Raw genomic sequence first — 18,180 nt, 5'->3', positions numbered from 1 at the left:
GCCGACGCCATACCGATGGCTCTGTCTGTTTGCCTTGCATCAACTGCCGGCGCCGGGTCTGTCCGGCTGCTCCCCAAGCCGAACGCCGGCGAAATCGCCGAAAAGTACCGGCAAGCGGTCGAGGCCGTGAACTCCCAGATTCACACCCTCCAAGAACGAGTGCCGGTGGATGCCCTGATCGCTGCCAAACAAAACACACTCCTCGCGATCGACGACATGGAAGCACGCCTCCAGCAGGCTCGACTTGCGCTCGCGCCATACGCAGAAGCTCGGCGCGAACGCCAGATCGCCTACTACATGAGCCTCCAGACCATCGTCGCCAATAAGATCCCAGCTCTCACACAGCGAGACGTCGACTCGCTCTCTGCCGCTGGCCGACACAGCGCGGGAGATATTCTCAATCCTCCCGCCGGCGCATGCGACCTGCAGGCGATTAAGGGGATCGGCAAGGCGAAGCAGGAGAACCTAAAATCTTGGGCAGACGCCCAGGTCGCCGCCTTCACCGGCGGCCCCAATCTAACCACCGACGAAGAGGCTGAGGCCCGCGAAACCATATCAAAGGAGCTTGCCGCTGTGGAGCTCGCCGCCGACCATGTCGGCCGACTTATGACGGACCTACTGGATGCGGCCGATCGAATCGACACCCTACCTGAGCAAAACGATGAGGGCCTCAGACAGGCTACACGCGCTCTCGCGCAGGCACGCTTTGATATGGACTACCTCCGGCTTACTTCGCCACACTGCCCCTCCCCTGAGCCCCGAAGCGTTTATGTAGCGCCCACCTCCCCGGCGCGCCAAAACGCCTGACAGTCCATGCAGATCTCCACCTGTGGTAGCGAAAGGTCGAGGCTGTTTCCCGAAAATCAACGACCGCCCCAACCGCCCTCACGAGATCAGAAGCCACGTCACAACACCGCATCTCGCAAACTAAGCGACGTTATAGCGCCAAAGACGCGATCCAATATATGAGGCAGAGCCAACACGTCGCCACGAGAAGGAACGTGTGAACACCATGTCCCACAACCCCATCGCGTTTGCGACGAACCTTAACCTTAACAATTGTCGGAGAGAGCATGTCCACCATCACCAAAAAGGATTTCGTTGCCCTGCTTGCCGAGCGCACGGATCAAAGCAAGGCCGCCGTTGAAGCCATCCTCACGGCACTCGGCCCCGCTATCACTGACCTGCTCAAAGACGGCAACCACGTGCCGCTCCCAGGTCTTGGCAAATTCGCTGTCACAGATCGCGGTCCCCGCACCGCACGAAATCCAAAAACGGGCCAACCCATTGACATTCCGGCACGCAAGGTCGTGAGTTTCAAAGTCGGCAAGCTCCTGAAGGACGCCACGGCCTGAATTCATCTGCCGAAAGCACCCGGGGGTTGGCCAAACTGCCGCTCCCCTTTTGCCTTCCAGACGTCATCACTCGACACGCCACCGCGAAACCGGCTATCCAGACCTCAGGATGCAAAGAGCTGCATAAAACGGGGCGGTATATGTACAACATCGGCGGAACGATCTTCGAAATTCTCAACCAGATTTCCACAAAGGAAATATTACTTCCCGCAATCCAGCGCGAATTCGTATGGGGCCCTGACAGGATCGAAAAGTTATTCGACAGCCTCATGCAAGGTTACCCCTTCGGAACCTTCCTATACTGGAAGGTCGAATCCGAGTCCGTCCGACGATTTAAATTCTACGACTTCATCCAGAACTACCACGAGCGCGATGCAGCCCATTGCCCTGAACTCGGCCCGATTACCCGTGAAAACGCCATAGCAATCCTCGACGGACAGCAGCGGCTCACATCACTCAACATCGGATTACGCGGCTCCATGGCCCACAAGCGCCCAAACAAGCGCTGGACCAACCCTGACGCCTTCCCTGTGACACATCTCTATCTTGACCTGCTCTGGGCCCCTGACCCTGGCGAGGAACAGGGGAGGAAATACCGCTTCAAGTTCCTCACAGCCGAGCAGGCTGCCGAACCGGACGAAGCATGCTGGTTCAAGGTATCGGACATTCTGTCGATGGCCGGCGGCCCAACAATGCTCCGCGCCCTAACAGGGCGTGGACTTGAGGCCGACCGCCTCAACGTTGCATACGACGCCCTCGACCGGCTCTTCCGCGTTGTCCACAACGAGAAACTCATTGCCTACTACCAGGAGCAAAGCCAGGACCTTGAACGCGTCCTGAATATTTTCATTCGCCTTAACTCCGGCGCCGTCGTTCTCTCCTACTCTGATCTTCTCCTCAGCATCGCCACCGCCCAATGGACCCGACTTGACGCCAGATCCGAAATTCACCGCCTTGTAGACGATCTCAACAGGGTAGGCGCCCGCTTCAACCTCAGCAAAGATTTCGTGCTCAAGGCAGGCCTCATGCTGACCGATATAGCCTCCGTTGGGTTCAAGGTCGAGAATTTCACCCAACACAATATGGCTTTGCTGGAAGCTAACTGGGAGCCAATCCGCCGGGCCCTGACGACAGCAGTCAATCTGGTATCAGACTTCGGCTATAACGAGCACACGCTGCGCGCCGACAGCGCCCTTCTGCCCATCGCTTACTACATCTACCACCACAAACTCGATGAGCGTTTCCTCACACACTCCAGTTACGGCGGCGATCGCAACGCGATCCGCGTGTGGCTTGCAAAATCGCTAGCCAAGGCATCAGGGATATGGGGCAGCGGTCTTGACACCCTCCTGACGCATCTCCGAACCACCATAAAGGAAGCCAACACCTCAGGCTTCCCAACTGCAGAAATTGAGACCGCAATGCGCCAGCGTGGCAAGTCGCTGGTTTACGATGCATCGGAGATCGACGACCTGCTTGACCTCCAATATCGAGACAGGCGGACATTTCCCCTACTCACCCTGCTATATCCGTTCGTCGACCTGAAGAACCAATTTCACGTCGACCATGTATGCCCCATCTCCGGCTTCACGGCCACACGCCTCAAGCGCGAGGACGTTCCGGAAGACGACATCGTCGCGCTCCAAAAGCAGGCCAACAGCCTGCCTAACCTTCAGATTCTTGAAGGCCACGCCAATACAGAAAAGCAGGCAACGCCGCCCCATCAGTGGCTGCCGACATACCGCCCCGACCCCGTCGCGCAGCAGCACTACCGGGATCTCCATGACCTGGGGGAGCTTCCCACAAACGTAGCCGAATTTCAGCGCTTCTACACCGACAGGGCTCAGAAAATAAGGTCCAAGCTCGTTCAGCTGCTGCAATAGCCCAGGTATCCCCCGTTTCATAACCAAGAAGCCCGGCACCGCCGGGCTTTTTTTTCTACTGCGCTATTAGTTCGCACCTCCAAGGCTGATGGCCGCTATCGCCTTAACCACAAATACCCGATACCGATTGAATTCTCAAAGCAACGTCACCCGGAGGAAACGTCATGCGCCTTGGATTTACGCTCGCGCCAGCCCTACGAAAAGCTGCCGACACGTCCGGAGGCGTAACGATAGAATACGCCATCATAGCGTCTGTCGTAGTAACCGCAGTCACCCTCACGATGACGAACGCCGGCCCCAGCCTTTCTGGCATATTTAGCTTACTAGCAGCCAGCATCCTGCCCGCCTCAGCAGGGTCAGGTTAGCCTCCCGCCGCCGTTTCTTGCCTTTGCCTGCCACTTAATATCGGTTAAAATAATCGCGTAATTTTAGCCGGAAATTTGTAATTCATGCGTCAGGACGCCTCTGTCTCGAACTTCGCTGCCCAAGCGCTGCGCGGGCTCTCGGTTTCAATGGGAAACCCCGGCTCCCCAGGCGCCGAATTCGGCCGCTCACACCCGACGTACAAAGCCGCCCGGGTCAACATTGGATTTGGAGCCGCGCCGGGACGGCAAGTCCCTGTGCACCCTGCTATTTCCTTTGCATTCAACAATCCGGGCGTTCGTTTCGGGAATCGCTCCACAGAATCATCTCGACCATTATCCAAGGATGGCGCGAGTTCATTCCACTTCTCCCACAGCTTCGCCTCAAAGACCTCCCCATTAAAGCAGTTGATCCGCGAGTTTCACGGCGGCCGCACCCATTCAGCATCACTCGCCGCCGCTCATCTGCTCTACATAGAAAGGGACGGCGCCGCCGAGAAACTACAAAAAAATCCCTCGCCCAAAAGCCGCGAGGCGCTCATTGAGGCCCTGCAGGCCGCAGCAATGGCGCGGAACCCCGAGGACCAGCAAACCTACATCGAGAGGTCGGGCGCGCCTGAGATCCAAAACCTGCTCACGTCGACGGATGAAGTCGGTGCGTCACAGCTGGCATCATTTGGCAACATAGGCGACACCCTTGAAGATCGGCTGCATTTTTGGAACGCCGTCGAGAAAATTGAGCGCGAACCGCGCGGTGACGCGATCCTCGCAAAGTTCTCCGAGTACCCCGACCAATGGCATAGCGCCAAAGCAGCCATCAAATTCGCGCCGAAATTGATCCAAAGCCGACTGAAGGCATCATTCGGCGTCGCCCCAGGGGATATTAATTTCCGAGACCTAGCCACGCCTCGTGCGCTCGATATCTACAAATGGCTACACGAACACGCACCTGACGTTCCTTCCGAGATCAATCCCGGAAGGGGCGGCCGCGTCCAAAACCGAATAATCGCCGAACTCCCCCACGAACTGACGGCCCGGGAACGTCTGAATATTTTGACAAATTTCACCCAGAAATTAACGGAGAAGAACCTTCCATTCTGGGCTGTCATCCACGCGCCGGACAGCAACAATGACAAACGGAACTACCACGTACACATCGTATATTACGACCGGCCCTGCAAACGCGTCACAATGGAGACGCCTCGTGGGAAACGGCATATGTGGGACTTTGAATTCGTCGAAACGAAAACATTTCCAAACCGGCACACCAGACAGACGCGCCCCTTAATGCAAGAGAAGGACCGTGAGGTTAACTCGCGAGGATGGATCTATACTCTCAGAGGACACTGGGAGGAGGCTTGCAACGCTGGCCTCGCGCAAGCCGGAGCTTCCAAGCGATACGATCGCCGCACCTACAAGGAAATGGGCATCGACCTGGACCCCCTCAAGCACATCCCGTCAAAGACGTTTAACAAAGAGCGCAAAGGCGAAGTTACCGTCGAGGGCATTGATCTCGCGCGTCGCCAATGGAACGTCCTCCTTGAGACGCTCGCGAACCAGAACGCAACCCTCACCTACGTTCGCCTCGCGAACCTCGAGAAAAAGGTCAATGCCGCAAAGAAAGCCCTCCTGGAAAATAAAACACTCCGGGATAAAGCTGCGGCCCTAAGCCAAGCCGAAAAGCTTGGCTCCTATGCCTCTGCGCATGCCCGCGCCGTCGGACTGACAGAGCTACTGCAGGACGTCACCCGTCTCCTGATCGACCGCGTCGCCTCCCGGGCAAAGCTTATTTTTTATGGCTCGTACGATGCCCAGACAAAGCGCAAGCGAGGTAGACCCCGCAAGAACGCACCCCCTGTCAGTCCAAACACCCTCTCCCCTGAGGCACGCGAGGCCGCGCAGTTCCTGAAGACCCTTATTGCTCGCGGCAAGGAACTCGACCGCCACAACGGACGAGAGGTCGTAATAGCCCAAGGGCAGCTGGCCGTTGTCATGCGGCGCCTCGAAAGACTGACCGCCCCACCCCAACCTCAGAACAAGTCGTCTCGCAACGCCGCATGGGACGACACAATGGACCAGCAACACAAGCGCCGTTTGGACGAGCTTTCAAATCGAATTTATACGCGGCTCGAAACCATCATGCCGCCGCAACCGAAGGCACCATCTCGCGCCAAAAAACCCGCGCCAGTTGCCTCTCCCGCGGCACGCACCGCTCGCCCGAACAAACCTGCCGCCCGAGCGCCAGCACCGACGGCTGTCAAGCCACAACAGACCGTGGCCACCCCTAAACACGCCGCCGGAAAAGAACAACAAAGTGCGCCAGAATCCCGCGCCGCCATCACGCCCCGCGAGAATGCCGGCCCGCCCTCCATCAGGCCCACGCCAAAGCCCATACGGAGGCGCGCTCCAACCCCTGCATCGACGGCCCCGTCAGGCTCACCGCCGACCCAGCGCACAATCCCCGCTGACGCATCGAAGCCCGCAACCCGCGGGAGCGCCCCCGTGCGCCCCCGTAAGGCGCCCATTCCCCCGCCCGCCGGCGAAAAGCCACTGCCCCAGCGGCCTGCCCCAACCGCCGCTTCTACAGCCCCTGAAGCTTCTTCAGGGAAGGGACCTCCGGGAACCACTCCCCACAACACGACTGCTCCCTCGCCCAATCCTGCCGCCACGCGCGCAGGCGCTCAGGAGAGGCCCCTCATCGACCTGCAGAAAGCATCAGTGACCTTTGGGCACGAACAGACCACGCGAACCTCTCCCCCCGCTGCGACCAAGGTCGCTGCCCCCCTGCCCGTAAAAACAATCAAGACCAGAGAAAAAAGCGCGACGGAGCGAACACGAGAATCTGTCATGGGTGACAAGCCCAAAACACCAGCCGCTGAAAAGCCCGCAGACGCGCACACGCCGGACCAGGCTCCCATCCCGGAGGGCCAGCCGCTTCCCGTCAAAAAGCTGGTTCGCAAAAAGCCGAGGAGACGTGACAGCGGCTACGAGCGCTGATTCACGCCCTGAAGCTTCGTTTGGCCGCCGCCACCGCATTGAAAACCCAAACGGAGCGCCGGCAGCCACACCGGTTCATGGCCACCAATCCGACCGGCGCGGAGCGTGCCACACACGCACCAGAAGCCCAATTCCGATACTAGGCCTGTATCAACAAATCGGCTACGCATGGAAACCGCCAGAGGGTGAAACGCTATGGGACAGAACAACAAAGGATTCTGGAACGACGAGGCCGTGGCTCTCGCCCAGCGGAACCATGACCGCGACACCAGCGCCATCATCCGGAAATACGAAAAGCGCCTCGCCAAGGAGCGGGAGCGGCATAAAAACGCGCTAAAGCGTCTCAAGCGGGAGCAGCGCGACATCCTCCGAGAGCTAAACCGCGAACATCGACGCGTTGCGAAGGCTCTTGTCACGCCGTGGATTGACCACCAGCCTGAACTCCCGTTTGATCCGGATCACAAAGCTGGCAGCCAGGACGCGCCTGCTACACGAAGATCGAGACGCCGGGAAACCCCGGCGCCACCAGCCCAGGCATTCAAGCCCACACCATCATCTTCACCTTAACCGGGTCGCCATCGAGAACGCGCCCGTTGGCATCTACAACACCGTTGGCGCCGAGACGGCCTACCCCGACTGCCGCAAACCCTGCCACCACGATGACGAGATCACCCACGGTCACAGGCGCGGCACGGTCACCCACAATCTGACACCTGTCGATGATGAAAGACGCCTCCATTGGCAAACTTCCGCGCAGCATCTCTGAATCGCAGATAAAGCTGGTCTCGCTAAGGGGCCCAACATCTCCGAACGACAGCGGCCCGTCTTCCTGCAATCGGTACGCAGCCCGAACATTCGCAGCCAGGCCATCCACTGCTGCCACATCATCACTCATATGATCCAACTCCGCCTCGAACCGGCATACGTCATCAAAGCCGAAGGCTGCGGCCAGGGACACCATTTCATCGGACGACGGCTTCCGACCACCTATCTCAAACTCGCGGAAACGCCACGCCCGTACGCCTGCCTTCACGCCGTCAGCGCTCTCACAGAGCCCCTGAACGGAAAGCCCGCGTGACATCCGAAGAGCCCGAAGTTTCCAGTAGAATTCGTTGCGTACACGCCCGAGCGTCACGTTGGCGTCGCCGTCATCCCGCCCCGCGTCCTGCTCCCTGAAGCAACTCGACGGAAGCTCCAAAATCGAAATAATCCGCGCAGCGACATCAACTGAAGGAATCCGGACCGCGCGCTCTATGCACGACATATAGGACCGGCTCACACCCACCATGCGTGCAAGCTCGTTGCACCCGATTTTTCGAGCGACGCGCGCCTTCCTGACACAATCCGAAAACTCATATCGATCAGACATCAAATTAATTCATTCGACTGAGAACGGGAAATGGCGTTGAACGCCATGAGCTTGGAGCATATAAGATGCGAATAATGGTCGCAAATTAAAACTATGTCCGCCACAAAACACTTGCGGGCCCCGATTTTCTAGCGCCCCTGACCCTCATCACCCCCCCCTGTCCATACTTGACAACACCGCAATCATACCCGTCACCCACCTCACTGCTTACGCCGCATAACCGATGATTTTCGGCGAAACCGCTTACCCCTTTTTTCAAAACCCGCAGGACCAAACGTCGCTTTACAGAAATTTCTGATTAAACCCGCTTGTTGCGATTTTCCCCCTCCGTTAAGATATAGGGGACGCGAAATTCAAAATAATTCGCCGCTGTCTTTCTGCTTTCTGGAGTCCCCCTCATGCGCACCAACGCGTTAGTAGCGATCGCGCTAGCCCTACTCGTAGTGGCCTTTGCCCTCCATCCTGATATCGCACTCGCCCAGACTACGCCCTCCGGCGGCAGTGGAACCGGTGTCTTCAGCACACTGCAGACGAAGGGGACCACCACATTCTCGAACGTCCGCATCATCATGTTTATCATCGGAGGATTCGGATTTATCGGCATCGCCGGCATGGCATTCTTCGGCCGCTTCGACTGGAAATGGATCTTCTCGACGGTCGGAGGCCTCATGATGCTCGCCGCCGCCGGCGGCATCCTCTACTACGCGACCCACACCGAGTCTGGCAGCACCATCGGCGACAGCATCGGCGGGATGCAGGAGGCGGACACGCTTCGCTAACAAAACGCAGAGCGAGGGACACGTTTGCGCCCAACCCCGCCCTAACCGGGCGGGGTTTTATTTTCGGGCGTTGCCACCGGCATTCACCTTCCACGCCCCCGCCGACCTCCCCTGCAAGCACGGCGCTACGCGCTCGCGGCTCAGATCGCTCCGCCAGCGCGGACCACTGACAACGGCCGCCCCTAAGCAATGTGCGACCACGCCCCGCAACAGCATACACCCCGACGTCAGACCGGCCGCGGCCAAACCTTGCCGCTTTTCCTTGGCTTAAAATACAGATTGAATTAAACAGGAAATATCCACGCGGGTCCAAAATTCCGGATATTTTCATGCGCGATATTCAAGTGCGGATTTACCGCCCTGTTGCCCTACCCCAGATGTTCTTCGGGGCTCCGGCCCTTCCAGGCTTTTTCAATTTTATTCTCGGCCCGTTCCTCCTGATGTCATCGGCGCTGTTCGAGTTTCCTTTCCCCCCCGTGTTCGTGGTTACGACCGTCGCCGGGCACGTTTTTCTGATGATGTGGGGCTCTCGTGACCCACATCTCACAACACTCATTCAAACCGGACACCGTTCCCGACGTTCACCAAAGAACCTCGGACGCCGATCCAAAACTCATTCCTTCCAGCCCTGAGAGGCAGCCAATGGATAACGAAGTTCTCGAAGCGCTGTCCTCTGGCAGCGTCATTTTCCGCACGGCAGCCACGCTGCTCGGTACAGTCGCGGCGGCGGGCGCCGCCAGCCTGGTCATCCCGCAAATTCTCGATCGCCTGCTACCCCCACCCACCCAGGACCGCCTCGGCGACTATCTGCTGTTTGAACGTATGGTCGACAACTCGATCATACAGATGACCGACAAACGCTACCTGGCGGTCATTGGGATCCGGGGCGCCGAGCTAACCCTCTGCCGCGATGAGGATCACGCCGAGTATTTCGCAAAGCGGAAGCACCTCTTTGACGAAATCCAGAAAAAGACGCAGGTCGACCAGATCAACGTTTTCCAGGTAAAGGAGCGCTCACCGCTCGCTCAGGAGTCGCGTCACCGCCCGGGGCTTCTCCGCGACGTCGCTGAAAAGTGGAACGAGACCTTCGCCCACACCTACCGCTTGCGCCACTTCATGATGGTTTTCATCAAGGCGCCGAACGACGAACGCGCTATCGAGCTAATGGACGACGCCACGCGTTTCATCATGGACAGCCTCGCAGATTTCAAATGCGCCCTACTCAAGGAAGGCGAGGACGGAGAAAACCACGAAGGACCGCTGACAGCCCTGGCTTCCGTCATCAGCCCGGTAACCCGCCCTGCACCCAATTCGGCCGGCTGGAAAGACAAACTGAGCTACCTGCTCACTGCAGACCAGGTAAACTTCCGGGAAGAGAAGCGCGGCGTCATCACCTTCAAGGGCACCGCTGGGGTCAAACACGCAATCATCGTCAACGTCAGGGATTGCGGAGAAAAGACCATGGAGTCCGTCATGAAGGACATCCTGGCCATCAACGGTGAGATCACCGTCTATCACAGCATCCAGCCCATCAACTCCGCGAAGGAAATCATCACCCTCAGCCGCCAGGCGAAGAGCGCGCCGATCATGAACCTCAGCCTTACCGCAGGCGAGGAGTACACCGAAGTTATCAAAATGGTCGAAGGTCAGTCCGGCAACAAGGCCGCCCTCCTCAACTACTCCATGCACGTCATCATCTACGGCGCCAGCATTCAGGAATGCAGCCAGATCGAAAGCCAGGTGAACGCCATCCTCGCCCGGACAGGCGGAACCCCGGTCCGCGAGCACGGCACCGCCCAGGCGGTCTGGTTCAGCATGTTCCAGTACGACAGATCGTGGCCACGCATGTACCGCATGCTCTCGAGCAATGTCGCGGCGAACATTTACCTCCAGCGGATGAACGAAGGCATGAAGAAGTCCGACTGGCTGGATGAGCCCCTATCCTATTTCCCCTCAATGTACGGCTCAGCCTACGCGCTCCAACTCCATGCAACCGAAGAGCGTCAGGCGCCTGGCCACGCCGTGATGATTGGGCCGACCGGCCGCGGAAAGACGACATTCGTGTCGTTCCTCGCCGGCCAGGCGATGCGCATTCCGAACCTTCGCACCTTTTTCTTCGACCGGCACGATGGCCTGCGGGTATTCACCGAATGCGTCGGAGGCAAATATGTGAGCTTCACAGGCGAAAACAGCGCCACAATGAACCCCCTGCATCTGCCATCCAACGACGACAACAGGGCGTTTCTCGTTCGTTTCCTCAAAAACCTGTCGAACGTACCGACCCCCGAGGCCGAACAGGAAATATCCCGGGCGGTCCAGACCATTCTCAGCGAACGGATTCCAATGGAAAGGCGCCGCCTCAAGGACGTTCTGAACGCCCTGTTTTCCGCCCACGGCGGTGTTCGCGCAAATCTCGTGCGCTGGACCGACGACGGAGCCTATGGAGCGTATTTCAATGCGCAGAAAGACACGCTCGACCTTGACGTCAACCGCGTGATCTCCTTCGACATGACGAATATCCTGCGGGAGGAAGCCTCGATCGCGACGCCCGTGATGGACTACATTACCCACCGCCTGAGGATGCTCTCGAGGGAAACCGGAGACCCGTGCCTGATCTTCATCGACGAAACGGAACCAATGCTCGCCAACCGCGATTTTGCCATGAACTTCGTGAAAGTCGGCCTCCAGGAGGGACGCAAAGCCCGTCAGGCATACATCCTGGCGTTCCAGCGCCCTGAAGCTATCAAGCAGGCAGGCATGTCGGAACTGATCCGCGGCCAGTGCCAGACGGGCTTCTTTTTCCGCAACACGACCGCGAATGCGGCCGACTACGATGAATGGGACCTAACCCCGGCCGAGCTGAACTTCATCCTGGGAAAGGAGTATGAGGGCCATCCCTACGCTGTGCTCGTAAAAAAATACGCCAGCGGGGAGTCGGCTGTCATCGACATCAACATGAGCTCGCTTGGCCGCTACTTCAACGCATATCAATCAGGCAACACCGACATCCGCGCCCTGCGCAGGATGCAGGAAAAGCACGGCGACGATTTCCTCCAGCCGTATCTTGACCTGCCCCGCTAGCGAGAAGCACCTCAGCAAAGTTGGCAACCGCGCCCTCCACGTGTGCGACAATCACTTGCGAGCGTGTGCTCATCTCGCAACCACCGAGCCCGGCCTGCGCCGGGCTCTTTCATTTTCGCGACCCACAAAAATAAAACCACATTAAATTTAATGGCAAAATCCCGCGCAGATCGGTAGAAATGCCGACAAAGGGTTTTTGCGCCCATTTTCTCGCAATTCGTTATGAGATGAAAAATCGCGGAGATTTCCATGCGTCGATTCAAAAAGCACGCGGCCGCCGCACTTGTCGCAACGCTGGTGTTGACCAACGCCCCGCTCCCACAATTTGCCGTCATCCAGCCTGCCCAGGCCCAGACCCCAACAATCGACCTTTCGAGCCTCGCAAAGCTCAAGGAGATCGTTGGGACCGTAAACCAGCAACTCGGTCAGCTGACGCAAATTTTCAACACGGTGAACCAGATCAACAAGGTGATCGGCATGGTGGGCTCCGGAAACATTTCCGGAATTCTCGGGATGCTCGGCCTCGACGTTGGCAACATCACCAAATGCATCGGCGCGGTCAAAGGCGTCGCCAACGGCAACTTCGGCTCCGGGATGAGCGGCATTCAAAACGTTCTTGGCGGCCTCAGCGGTTGCTCCTCCAGTGTCGGCCTGACCGGCATTCAGCCGAGCATCCCGGGTCTCGACGCGATCCCCCAGACCCTCTCATCCATTCAGGGGTTCACCCAGCAATATCAGCAGGTCGCCAACGCTTTCAAATCCGGGGCAACCGTGGCCACCGCCAGCCAGGGGTTAAAGCAGGGTCTCTACCTCGATTCTTCCACCAGCGGCGGTGTCAGTCAGCAAAGCGTGGAGAACACCAACGCCATTCGCGGCATCGTCGCGCGCCAGTCCGCCGTCGACGCTATGGCGGTGGCCGTCCAGGGCAAAACCTATCTCCAAAAGGCACCCGAAGACATCAAGTCGCTGTCGGAGAGCGCCAAAAACTCCAAGGACCTCCGGGGAGACATCTCCGTGAACAACGCGATCATGCTGAAAATTCTGGAACAGCTCCAGCAGCAGAACGCTCAACTTTCTGCGCTCACCCAGATGCGCTCCTCCGGCTTTATCGCAAATGACGCCCACACGTTCTCGGGCAGCAACACGTCCAAGTAACTGCGCGCAGCGCATTGGAGACGCACATGACGTCACGGTGGCAATTACCCCTGTTCGCTTTCCTCGCTGCGTTTCTCTCTGTCGTCGCGACCACCCGGCCCGCGCACGCGGTGCCGTGCGCCGAACCTGTCACGTTCCTCAAGATCTGCTGCCCAAAACCATGTCCGATCACGGATCCAAAAAAATTTGTAGAAAACACGATGAAGCAGGTCCTTGAGGATCTAAAGCTGGCCTCAACCGTCAAAGAAGCCCTGGCCTGGAAGGAGCAACTCGACCAGTGGGGAAAAACCATCAATTCGGTCACCAATCTGATAAACAGCGTCATTGGCAAAGGCTCGTCGGGCATCTCTGCGATCAGCCCTCCAACCCTTGTCCCCAACGGACTCAACTCAAATCCTCTCAATATCAGTCAGACAGCAGGGCAAATGGCGCGGCTGTTCACGTCACCGGCCAGCACCATCTCGGCCGGTAACGAGGCCGCGACGAAGCGAAGCGCAGCCATATCTGAAGGCTTTATCGAGGGCCTGGCTGTCGCTCTCGACGGCCGCAGCAAGCTCTCCACGACTGCCGAGGAAATCAAAAAGCTGACTCAGGTTGTCGCTCGCAGCCAGAGTTCTGACTCGTCTTCTGGTAGCGGCACAGACAAGGATGCAGAAAATGTCCGCAGCGATCTGGCTTCGATGAACCAGGTTCGTCTGGCCATGCTCCAGGCATTCCAGAACCAGACAAATCTCGTCACGGCCTGGAACTCGGCCGAAGGCTACGACGCCGTCAAGACCCTGGGACCCGACAAAATTGTTTCTCGTTCAGCGTGGGGAACCGAAGCCAACCCTTCCTCTCCTTACGGATCGCTGGAAACGGGCATCCAGAAAGCACAGGACAGCGGGATCGGAACGAAGGACGCCGCCATAAGCCAGCGCGTCAGTTCATCAGAGGCATTCAGCAACTACGATAACCTCGTCGAACGCGCTGTCCAGGCCCACAACGCCGCCGTGTCGTACGTCGCGATGATGAAGACGGTCGCTCTTAACCAGGAGACTGTTGCGCACTTTGAAATCAGCCGGGAAATGGCCGACCACCAGAGGGCATACGTCACTTCAGGTCTGGCTATTTTCTATGCCAACCCTTCAGACGCCTTTGGCAAAATGGCGACCGAAGCGGTGGGCGCCAATGGTCTTGGCGGCATTGATCCATACCAATGGGGTGACTCTTTCGCCCAGCAGACCGCCGCAACCGCCGCAATGAACTCCATTGCCCAGAACGCCGTAGCAAACCCCGCAAAATACGGCCCGACGATTTGCGCTGATGTACCTGAAACTGATTCAAACGGTCACACGAGATACGTCGCAGTGTTCCGCGAGCGTCCGGCAGCCGGCGCACCTCAAAAGCTCCTGGAAATCTACGCGAACCAGTCGCGGCTGGCATGCGGCGCCCTGCTCGCTGCCTGGCTCTCCACACCCTCAGATGCCGTGTACGACCAATATACTCCCCAGGACACCGCAGAAGCGTATGGGCCAGATGTCAACTCAACCCGGACGTCCGACCAGACTGCCATAGCAGCGGCGGCACAGGACCTCCAGAAAGAGAACGCCGACGCTGGGGTCAATGAGGCATTCAAGTACTGGATCAATCTCCAAAAGCGGGCGATCTGGTACTACGACGCCGCTTGCGGGGCCACTCCAGCGGCGGACCCCGCCGATCCCGGCGCCTGCGAGGTGTACAACAAGCAATCCAACCCCGACGCCCGCGCCGGCGGCGCACAGGGAACAATCAACAACCTCTATCGATCAATCGACAACATGGCAGACGCGCTCAACGACCCGGACAAAACCGCAGTCCTTCAGTCCGAAGCGATAAAAGAACGCAAGGCCCTCGACGTCACAAACTATGACCGCATGAGGGGGGAGATAGACCAGCTTCTGGCAGCCGCCACCCAAGCGCGAAGCGCTGTCGACCCCGCAATCCTTTCAGAAGACATGTACACGACCCGGGACCGGGACCTCCAAACCGCCCTCCAGGCGATCCGGCGCGACAACGCCTTCCAGACGTGGGTCAACACAGCTGCACCTCCCGAAACAGGGGGCCAATGTACAACCGGCTGCTGGGGAACCGCAGACAACAGCTGGAATGAGCCAGTAACGGTGAACGGATTTCCCGTCCCAACGGCGCAACAGCCTCCGGCGCTCCCCGTCGTTCAACACGACATCGATTGCGCTCATCCGGCGGACAGCGTCTACTGCGGCCCAATCCAGTCAGCCGGCGCACCCTGGCCCATTCGTCCGCAAACGGAATTTTCGCCAACAATCCTGGTTCAACCGCCGTACATTGCGAATTAGCGACCACCCGTGTCAGAAAGCCGGTAATGATTTTTCCGGCTTTCTTTCACCCATAATTCCGGTTAAAAAGTCACACGATTAATTTCAAAATTTCCCCGTATATTTTCGCCCTGCCGAAAATCGGTCTAAATTAAATCTTGCTGCGAGTTTGGATGTGAAAAAACTGGCTTTAATCGTCGCCCTTGCGGCCCTTCTCACCGGCTGCGCAGGCAATTCCTTTACCGAATACCCAATCGGAATCGGCCCCGGACCCAACTCCCTGAAGCGCAGCCCCTGCGCGTGCATCCAGTTGCCGAACCTCGCGAAGACCGAGCTGGGATAACAATCAATGCGTAAATTCCTCCGCAATCGCAGCATCTCCGAGCCCACACCAGTAGCCAACCGGGCATCGGAACCTGTTCAGTCACCGGGTAGCCGCGCAGATCAGCTCGGCTCATACCCGACGACGAACGACGACATCAAAAATGAACGGCGCCGCGTCTACCGCAACCTCCGCGTCGAACACATCATTATCGGCAGCCTCCTCGTTGTCTGCATCGTCCAGGCCAGCGTCATCATGCAACTCCTGCCCCTCTATCGGGTTGTCCCGTTTTTCGTCACCTTTTCGGATAAAGCCGAGCAGGTGGTTCGCATCCAGCCGCCAACCGGCCGTCTGACCAGCCTCGATATACTCACCGAGGCGAACGTGCGCGAATACGTCAAACTTCGAAACACAATCAGTCAGGACGACGCCATCAACCTCAGTCGCTGGGGTGGCAAAGTCGAAGCCATGTCGGACCGACCTGTCTACGAGGCGTTTCTCGCAGACATCAAGCCTGTCTACGACGCCGCAAAGGCAGGAAAGTTTTCACGATCCGTCACCATCGACTCCCTTATCAGGGTTCAGGACGGCTACTATCGCGTCGACTTCACCGCCTACGACCGCACAATCGGCATCGGCCTGACCGATACAACCGAAGCTACCAGCTCATGGACCGTTGAATTGCGCGCCGTGAACCAGCCGCGTGACGTTGTTTACGCCAACAGGTTCGCCAACCCGCTCGGCTTCAAGGTCGTCTCCTACTCGGCGACGCCCCGCCGTGTTGCGAGGCCTTCCTGAACCGTTGCCACGCCATTTCAGGCCACCGCCGCGAGCCCCATTCAACCCACGAGTATCCAGCATGACGCTTCCACGCTCACTTTTAGCTTCGGCAGCCCTTGGCGCCCTGCTCGCGATGCCGGCCGCCGCGCAGAATGTGCCCTACCCGAGCTATCCTGGATCCCCTCGGCCAGCGTCGACCCAGCCCGCCGCAGAACCGCTCCAGCAGCCAGTACCCTCAGTCCAGGCACGCCAGAGCGGCGCCGCCAGAAGCCATTCCCCTGCCGAACTGAAGCCGCTTGGCCTCGAGCAAAAGGCGTGGACGAACCCTCGCGAGAATATGGGCCCACGCCAGACGATGCCCGGCTTCCTCAAAGTGAACTGGAGGCCAGACGCGGTCACGACCATCAATGTCCGCGAGGGCATGCTGACCGTCGTACGCTGGCCGGTGTCTGAGACAATCCTCAGTCGGGAATTGAGCGACAAGAAAACGTTCGAGTCACGGATCGGCCCGGACCAGCGCTCAATCATCATCAGGTCAGTCTTCGCGGGCGTCGACGGAAACATGGTTGTCTACGGCCAGTCGGGGAACGTCTACAACATCTACCTGCGTTCCCTGCCATTCAATTCTCCCAAGCTTCCCGACACAACCGTGGAAATGATCGTCGGCGGTCTCGCATCCAACTACGGCGGAACGCTGCATTCCACAGCGCCAGCCTCCGGGCCGTACGAGGACTACCGTGAGCTCTACAAACCCGCCGTGACCACAAAGGTCGAGCAGTTCCGGGCAGGCAGCCGCGAATGGGCGGATTCAGCACCTCTCAAGTCGAGGGACATGCAAACAAACATCGACATCCTGGTTCCGGATCGAGCCGACCAGGTAATCGCGCCAATCCGGGCATGGCACGACAAAAATTTTACCTATCTCGATTTTGGGCCCAACGCCGGGTCCATGAACCAGTGGCCAGTTGCATCACTTCTGACCGACGGGTCCGAGACACCGGTCGGCACCAGGACAACCGGGCCCAACGGATCCATCATGATCATCGAAGCGATCGGCGACATGGTCTTGAGAAACGGCTCCCATCTCGTCTGCCTCAAGCTTCGAAACCAACCCGACAACCGGGTCTCGCCATCCACAGTTGTGGCCAGATCCGATTCATCACCGGCATCCATTGAAACGGTCAGGCTCGCGCCCGCTGCATCCGCACCCGCGAAGCAAACACCCAAGCCGAGACCCCGACCCGCGATCAAAAAGCCCGTTCTGAAAGGCGGCACCCCAGCGCCGAGCGTCCAGACCGTCACCCACGTCGCCCCTGCACCCGCCGCGGCACGGCTTACGAAGCCAGCGCAGCAACCCTTCCGTTTTGACGCGTCCGGTCTCACCGGCAAAATCCAGTAAGGGTCCGCCACCATGGACGAGCACCGAAAAAACCGGCTCAAGAAGCAACTCGCAATTGGCGGCGCATCTCTCGTACTCGCATCTGCCGCGTACGGACTCTGGTCGCTCGCCCAGCAGCCAGCGACACAGAAGGCGGCACTCTCCCCACCCCCGCAACAGGAGCCCCTGTTCCCACAATTGCCGGCCGAGGCCACGCGCCCAGCAACTGTCGTTGGCGACCTGCAGATCACGCCACAAAGCCTTTCGACGGGACAGATTACCATCGGCCAAGGCAGTTATGCTGGCTCGTTCACCCTGCGCGCACTGCACCGCCCGGTGATTATCCGTAAGCGCTGTGCCGCTCACACCTTGCGTTGATGGCTCCACGGCAGGAGGCTGTCGAT

Annotated in this window: 14 protein-coding genes; 13 read left to right on the top strand and 1 reads right to left on the bottom strand. The window is 58.6% G+C overall.

The window, feature by feature from the left end; all coding sequences use genetic code 11:
- The 5 genes from IE243_RS19975 to IE243_RS19955 all read left to right on the top strand — a co-directional run.
- A partial coding sequence (locus IE243_RS19975) for a hypothetical protein (RefSeq protein WP_191321103.1) occupies positions 1-807 on the top strand: 807 nt, incomplete at its 5' end.
- A gap of 266 nt (positions 808-1,073) precedes the next feature.
- The gene (locus IE243_RS19970; RefSeq protein ID WP_191321102.1) at positions 1,074-1,355 is read left to right on the top strand and encodes an HU family DNA-binding protein; all 282 of its coding nucleotides are present in this window, start codon (positions 1,074-1,076) and stop codon (positions 1,353-1,355) included.
- A 140-nt stretch (positions 1,356-1,495) separates the two neighbouring features.
- Positions 1,496-3,238 (top strand): DUF262 domain-containing protein, encoded by a 1,743-nt coding sequence (locus tag IE243_RS19965; RefSeq protein ID WP_191321101.1) that lies wholly within the window; start codon positions 1,496-1,498, stop codon positions 3,236-3,238.
- A gap of 449 nt (positions 3,239-3,687) precedes the next feature.
- A complete protein-coding gene (locus IE243_RS19960; protein WP_191321100.1) occupies positions 3,688-6,597 on the top strand; it encodes a MobA/MobL family protein in 2,910 nt (969 codons plus the stop codon).
- Positions 6,598-6,792: 195 nt separating this feature from the next.
- Complete coding sequence (locus IE243_RS19955; RefSeq protein WP_191321099.1) at positions 6,793-7,164, top strand: hypothetical protein; 372 nt, start codon at positions 6,793-6,795, stop codon at positions 7,162-7,164.
- Here IE243_RS19955 and IE243_RS19950 read toward each other — a convergent pair.
- Positions 7,136-7,966, bottom strand: coding sequence for a helix-turn-helix domain-containing protein (locus IE243_RS19950; protein WP_191321098.1), 831 nt, complete (start codon positions 7,964-7,966; stop codon positions 7,136-7,138). The genes IE243_RS19955 and IE243_RS19950 overlap by 29 nt on opposite strands.
- A 398-nt stretch (positions 7,967-8,364) precedes the next feature.
- Here IE243_RS19950 and IE243_RS19945 point away from each other — a divergent pair, with 398 nt between their 5' ends.
- The 8 genes from IE243_RS19945 to IE243_RS19910 all read left to right on the top strand — a co-directional run bounded on the left by IE243_RS19945 (position 8,365) and on the right by IE243_RS19910 (position 18,154).
- Complete coding sequence (locus IE243_RS19945; protein ID WP_191321097.1) at positions 8,365-8,745, top strand: hypothetical protein; 381 nt, start codon at positions 8,365-8,367, stop codon at positions 8,743-8,745.
- A gap of 329 nt (positions 8,746-9,074) precedes the next feature.
- Positions 9,075-9,377, top strand: coding sequence for a VirB3 family type IV secretion system protein (locus IE243_RS19940; RefSeq protein ID WP_191321096.1), 303 nt, complete (start codon positions 9,075-9,077; stop codon positions 9,375-9,377).
- 10 nt (positions 9,378-9,387) lie between these two features.
- Positions 9,388-11,826: a VirB4 family type IV secretion/conjugal transfer ATPase gene (locus tag IE243_RS19935; protein ID WP_191321095.1), complete on the top strand. Its 2,439-nt coding sequence runs from the start codon at positions 9,388-9,390 to the stop codon at positions 11,824-11,826.
- Between the two features lie 249 nt (positions 11,827-12,075).
- Positions 12,076-12,981: a hypothetical protein gene (locus IE243_RS19930; protein WP_191321094.1), complete on the top strand. Its 906-nt coding sequence runs from the start codon at positions 12,076-12,078 to the stop codon at positions 12,979-12,981.
- A gap of 26 nt (positions 12,982-13,007) precedes the next feature.
- Entirely contained in the window at positions 13,008-15,317 is a 2,310-nt protein-coding gene (locus IE243_RS19925) for a hypothetical protein (RefSeq protein WP_191321093.1), read from the top strand.
- A 328-nt stretch (positions 15,318-15,645) separates the two neighbouring features.
- Positions 15,646-16,416 carry a VirB8/TrbF family protein gene (locus IE243_RS19920; protein ID WP_191321092.1) on the top strand — a complete coding sequence of 257 codons (771 nt, stop codon included), beginning with the start codon at positions 15,646-15,648 and terminating at the stop codon, positions 16,414-16,416.
- Positions 16,417-16,477: 61 nt separating this feature from the next.
- On the top strand, positions 16,478-17,797 hold the full coding sequence (locus IE243_RS19915) for a TrbG/VirB9 family P-type conjugative transfer protein (RefSeq protein WP_191321091.1): 1,320 nt from the start codon (positions 16,478-16,480) through the stop codon (positions 17,795-17,797).
- Between the two features lie 12 nt (positions 17,798-17,809).
- The gene (locus tag IE243_RS19910; protein ID WP_191321090.1) at positions 17,810-18,154 is read left to right on the top strand and encodes a hypothetical protein; all 345 of its coding nucleotides are present in this window, start codon (positions 17,810-17,812) and stop codon (positions 18,152-18,154) included.
- Positions 18,155-18,180 lie beyond the last annotated feature (26 nt).

This window comes from Camelimonas fluminis (assembly GCF_014656355.1).
GTDB classification, from domain to species: domain Bacteria; phylum Pseudomonadota; class Alphaproteobacteria; order Rhizobiales; family Beijerinckiaceae; genus Camelimonas; species Camelimonas fluminis.
Note: the sequence above shows the minus strand (reverse complement) of the source record. Positions and strands in the feature narration are given on the sequence as shown.

What these genes read in the sequence shown, in the direction of transcription:
- IE243_RS19970 (WP_191321102.1), top strand. Translation starts at nt 1,074, where the DNA reads ATGTCCACCATCACCAAAAAGGATTTCGTTGCCCTGCTTGCCGAGCGC.
- IE243_RS19965 (WP_191321101.1), top strand. Translation starts at nt 1,496, where the DNA reads ATGTACAACATCGGCGGAACGATCTTCGAAATTCTCAACCAGATTTCC.
- IE243_RS19960 (WP_191321100.1), top strand. Translation starts at nt 3,688, where the DNA reads ATGCGTCAGGACGCCTCTGTCTCGAACTTCGCTGCCCAAGCGCTGCGC.
- IE243_RS19955 (WP_191321099.1), top strand. Translation starts at nt 6,793, where the DNA reads ATGGGACAGAACAACAAAGGATTCTGGAACGACGAGGCCGTGGCTCTC.
- IE243_RS19950 (WP_191321098.1), bottom strand. Translation starts at nt 7,966, where the DNA reads ATGTCTGATCGATATGAGTTTTCGGATTGTGTCAGGAAGGCGCGCGTC.
- IE243_RS19945 (WP_191321097.1), top strand. Translation starts at nt 8,365, where the DNA reads ATGCGCACCAACGCGTTAGTAGCGATCGCGCTAGCCCTACTCGTAGTG.
- IE243_RS19940 (WP_191321096.1), top strand. Translation starts at nt 9,075, where the DNA reads ATGCGCGATATTCAAGTGCGGATTTACCGCCCTGTTGCCCTACCCCAG.
- IE243_RS19935 (WP_191321095.1), top strand. Translation starts at nt 9,388, where the DNA reads ATGGATAACGAAGTTCTCGAAGCGCTGTCCTCTGGCAGCGTCATTTTC.
- IE243_RS19930 (WP_191321094.1), top strand. Translation starts at nt 12,076, where the DNA reads ATGCGTCGATTCAAAAAGCACGCGGCCGCCGCACTTGTCGCAACGCTG.
- IE243_RS19925 (WP_191321093.1), top strand. Translation starts at nt 13,008, where the DNA reads ATGACGTCACGGTGGCAATTACCCCTGTTCGCTTTCCTCGCTGCGTTT.
- IE243_RS19920 (WP_191321092.1), top strand. Translation starts at nt 15,646, where the DNA reads ATGCGTAAATTCCTCCGCAATCGCAGCATCTCCGAGCCCACACCAGTA.
- IE243_RS19915 (WP_191321091.1), top strand. Translation starts at nt 16,478, where the DNA reads ATGACGCTTCCACGCTCACTTTTAGCTTCGGCAGCCCTTGGCGCCCTG.
- IE243_RS19910 (WP_191321090.1), top strand. Translation starts at nt 17,810, where the DNA reads ATGGACGAGCACCGAAAAAACCGGCTCAAGAAGCAACTCGCAATTGGC.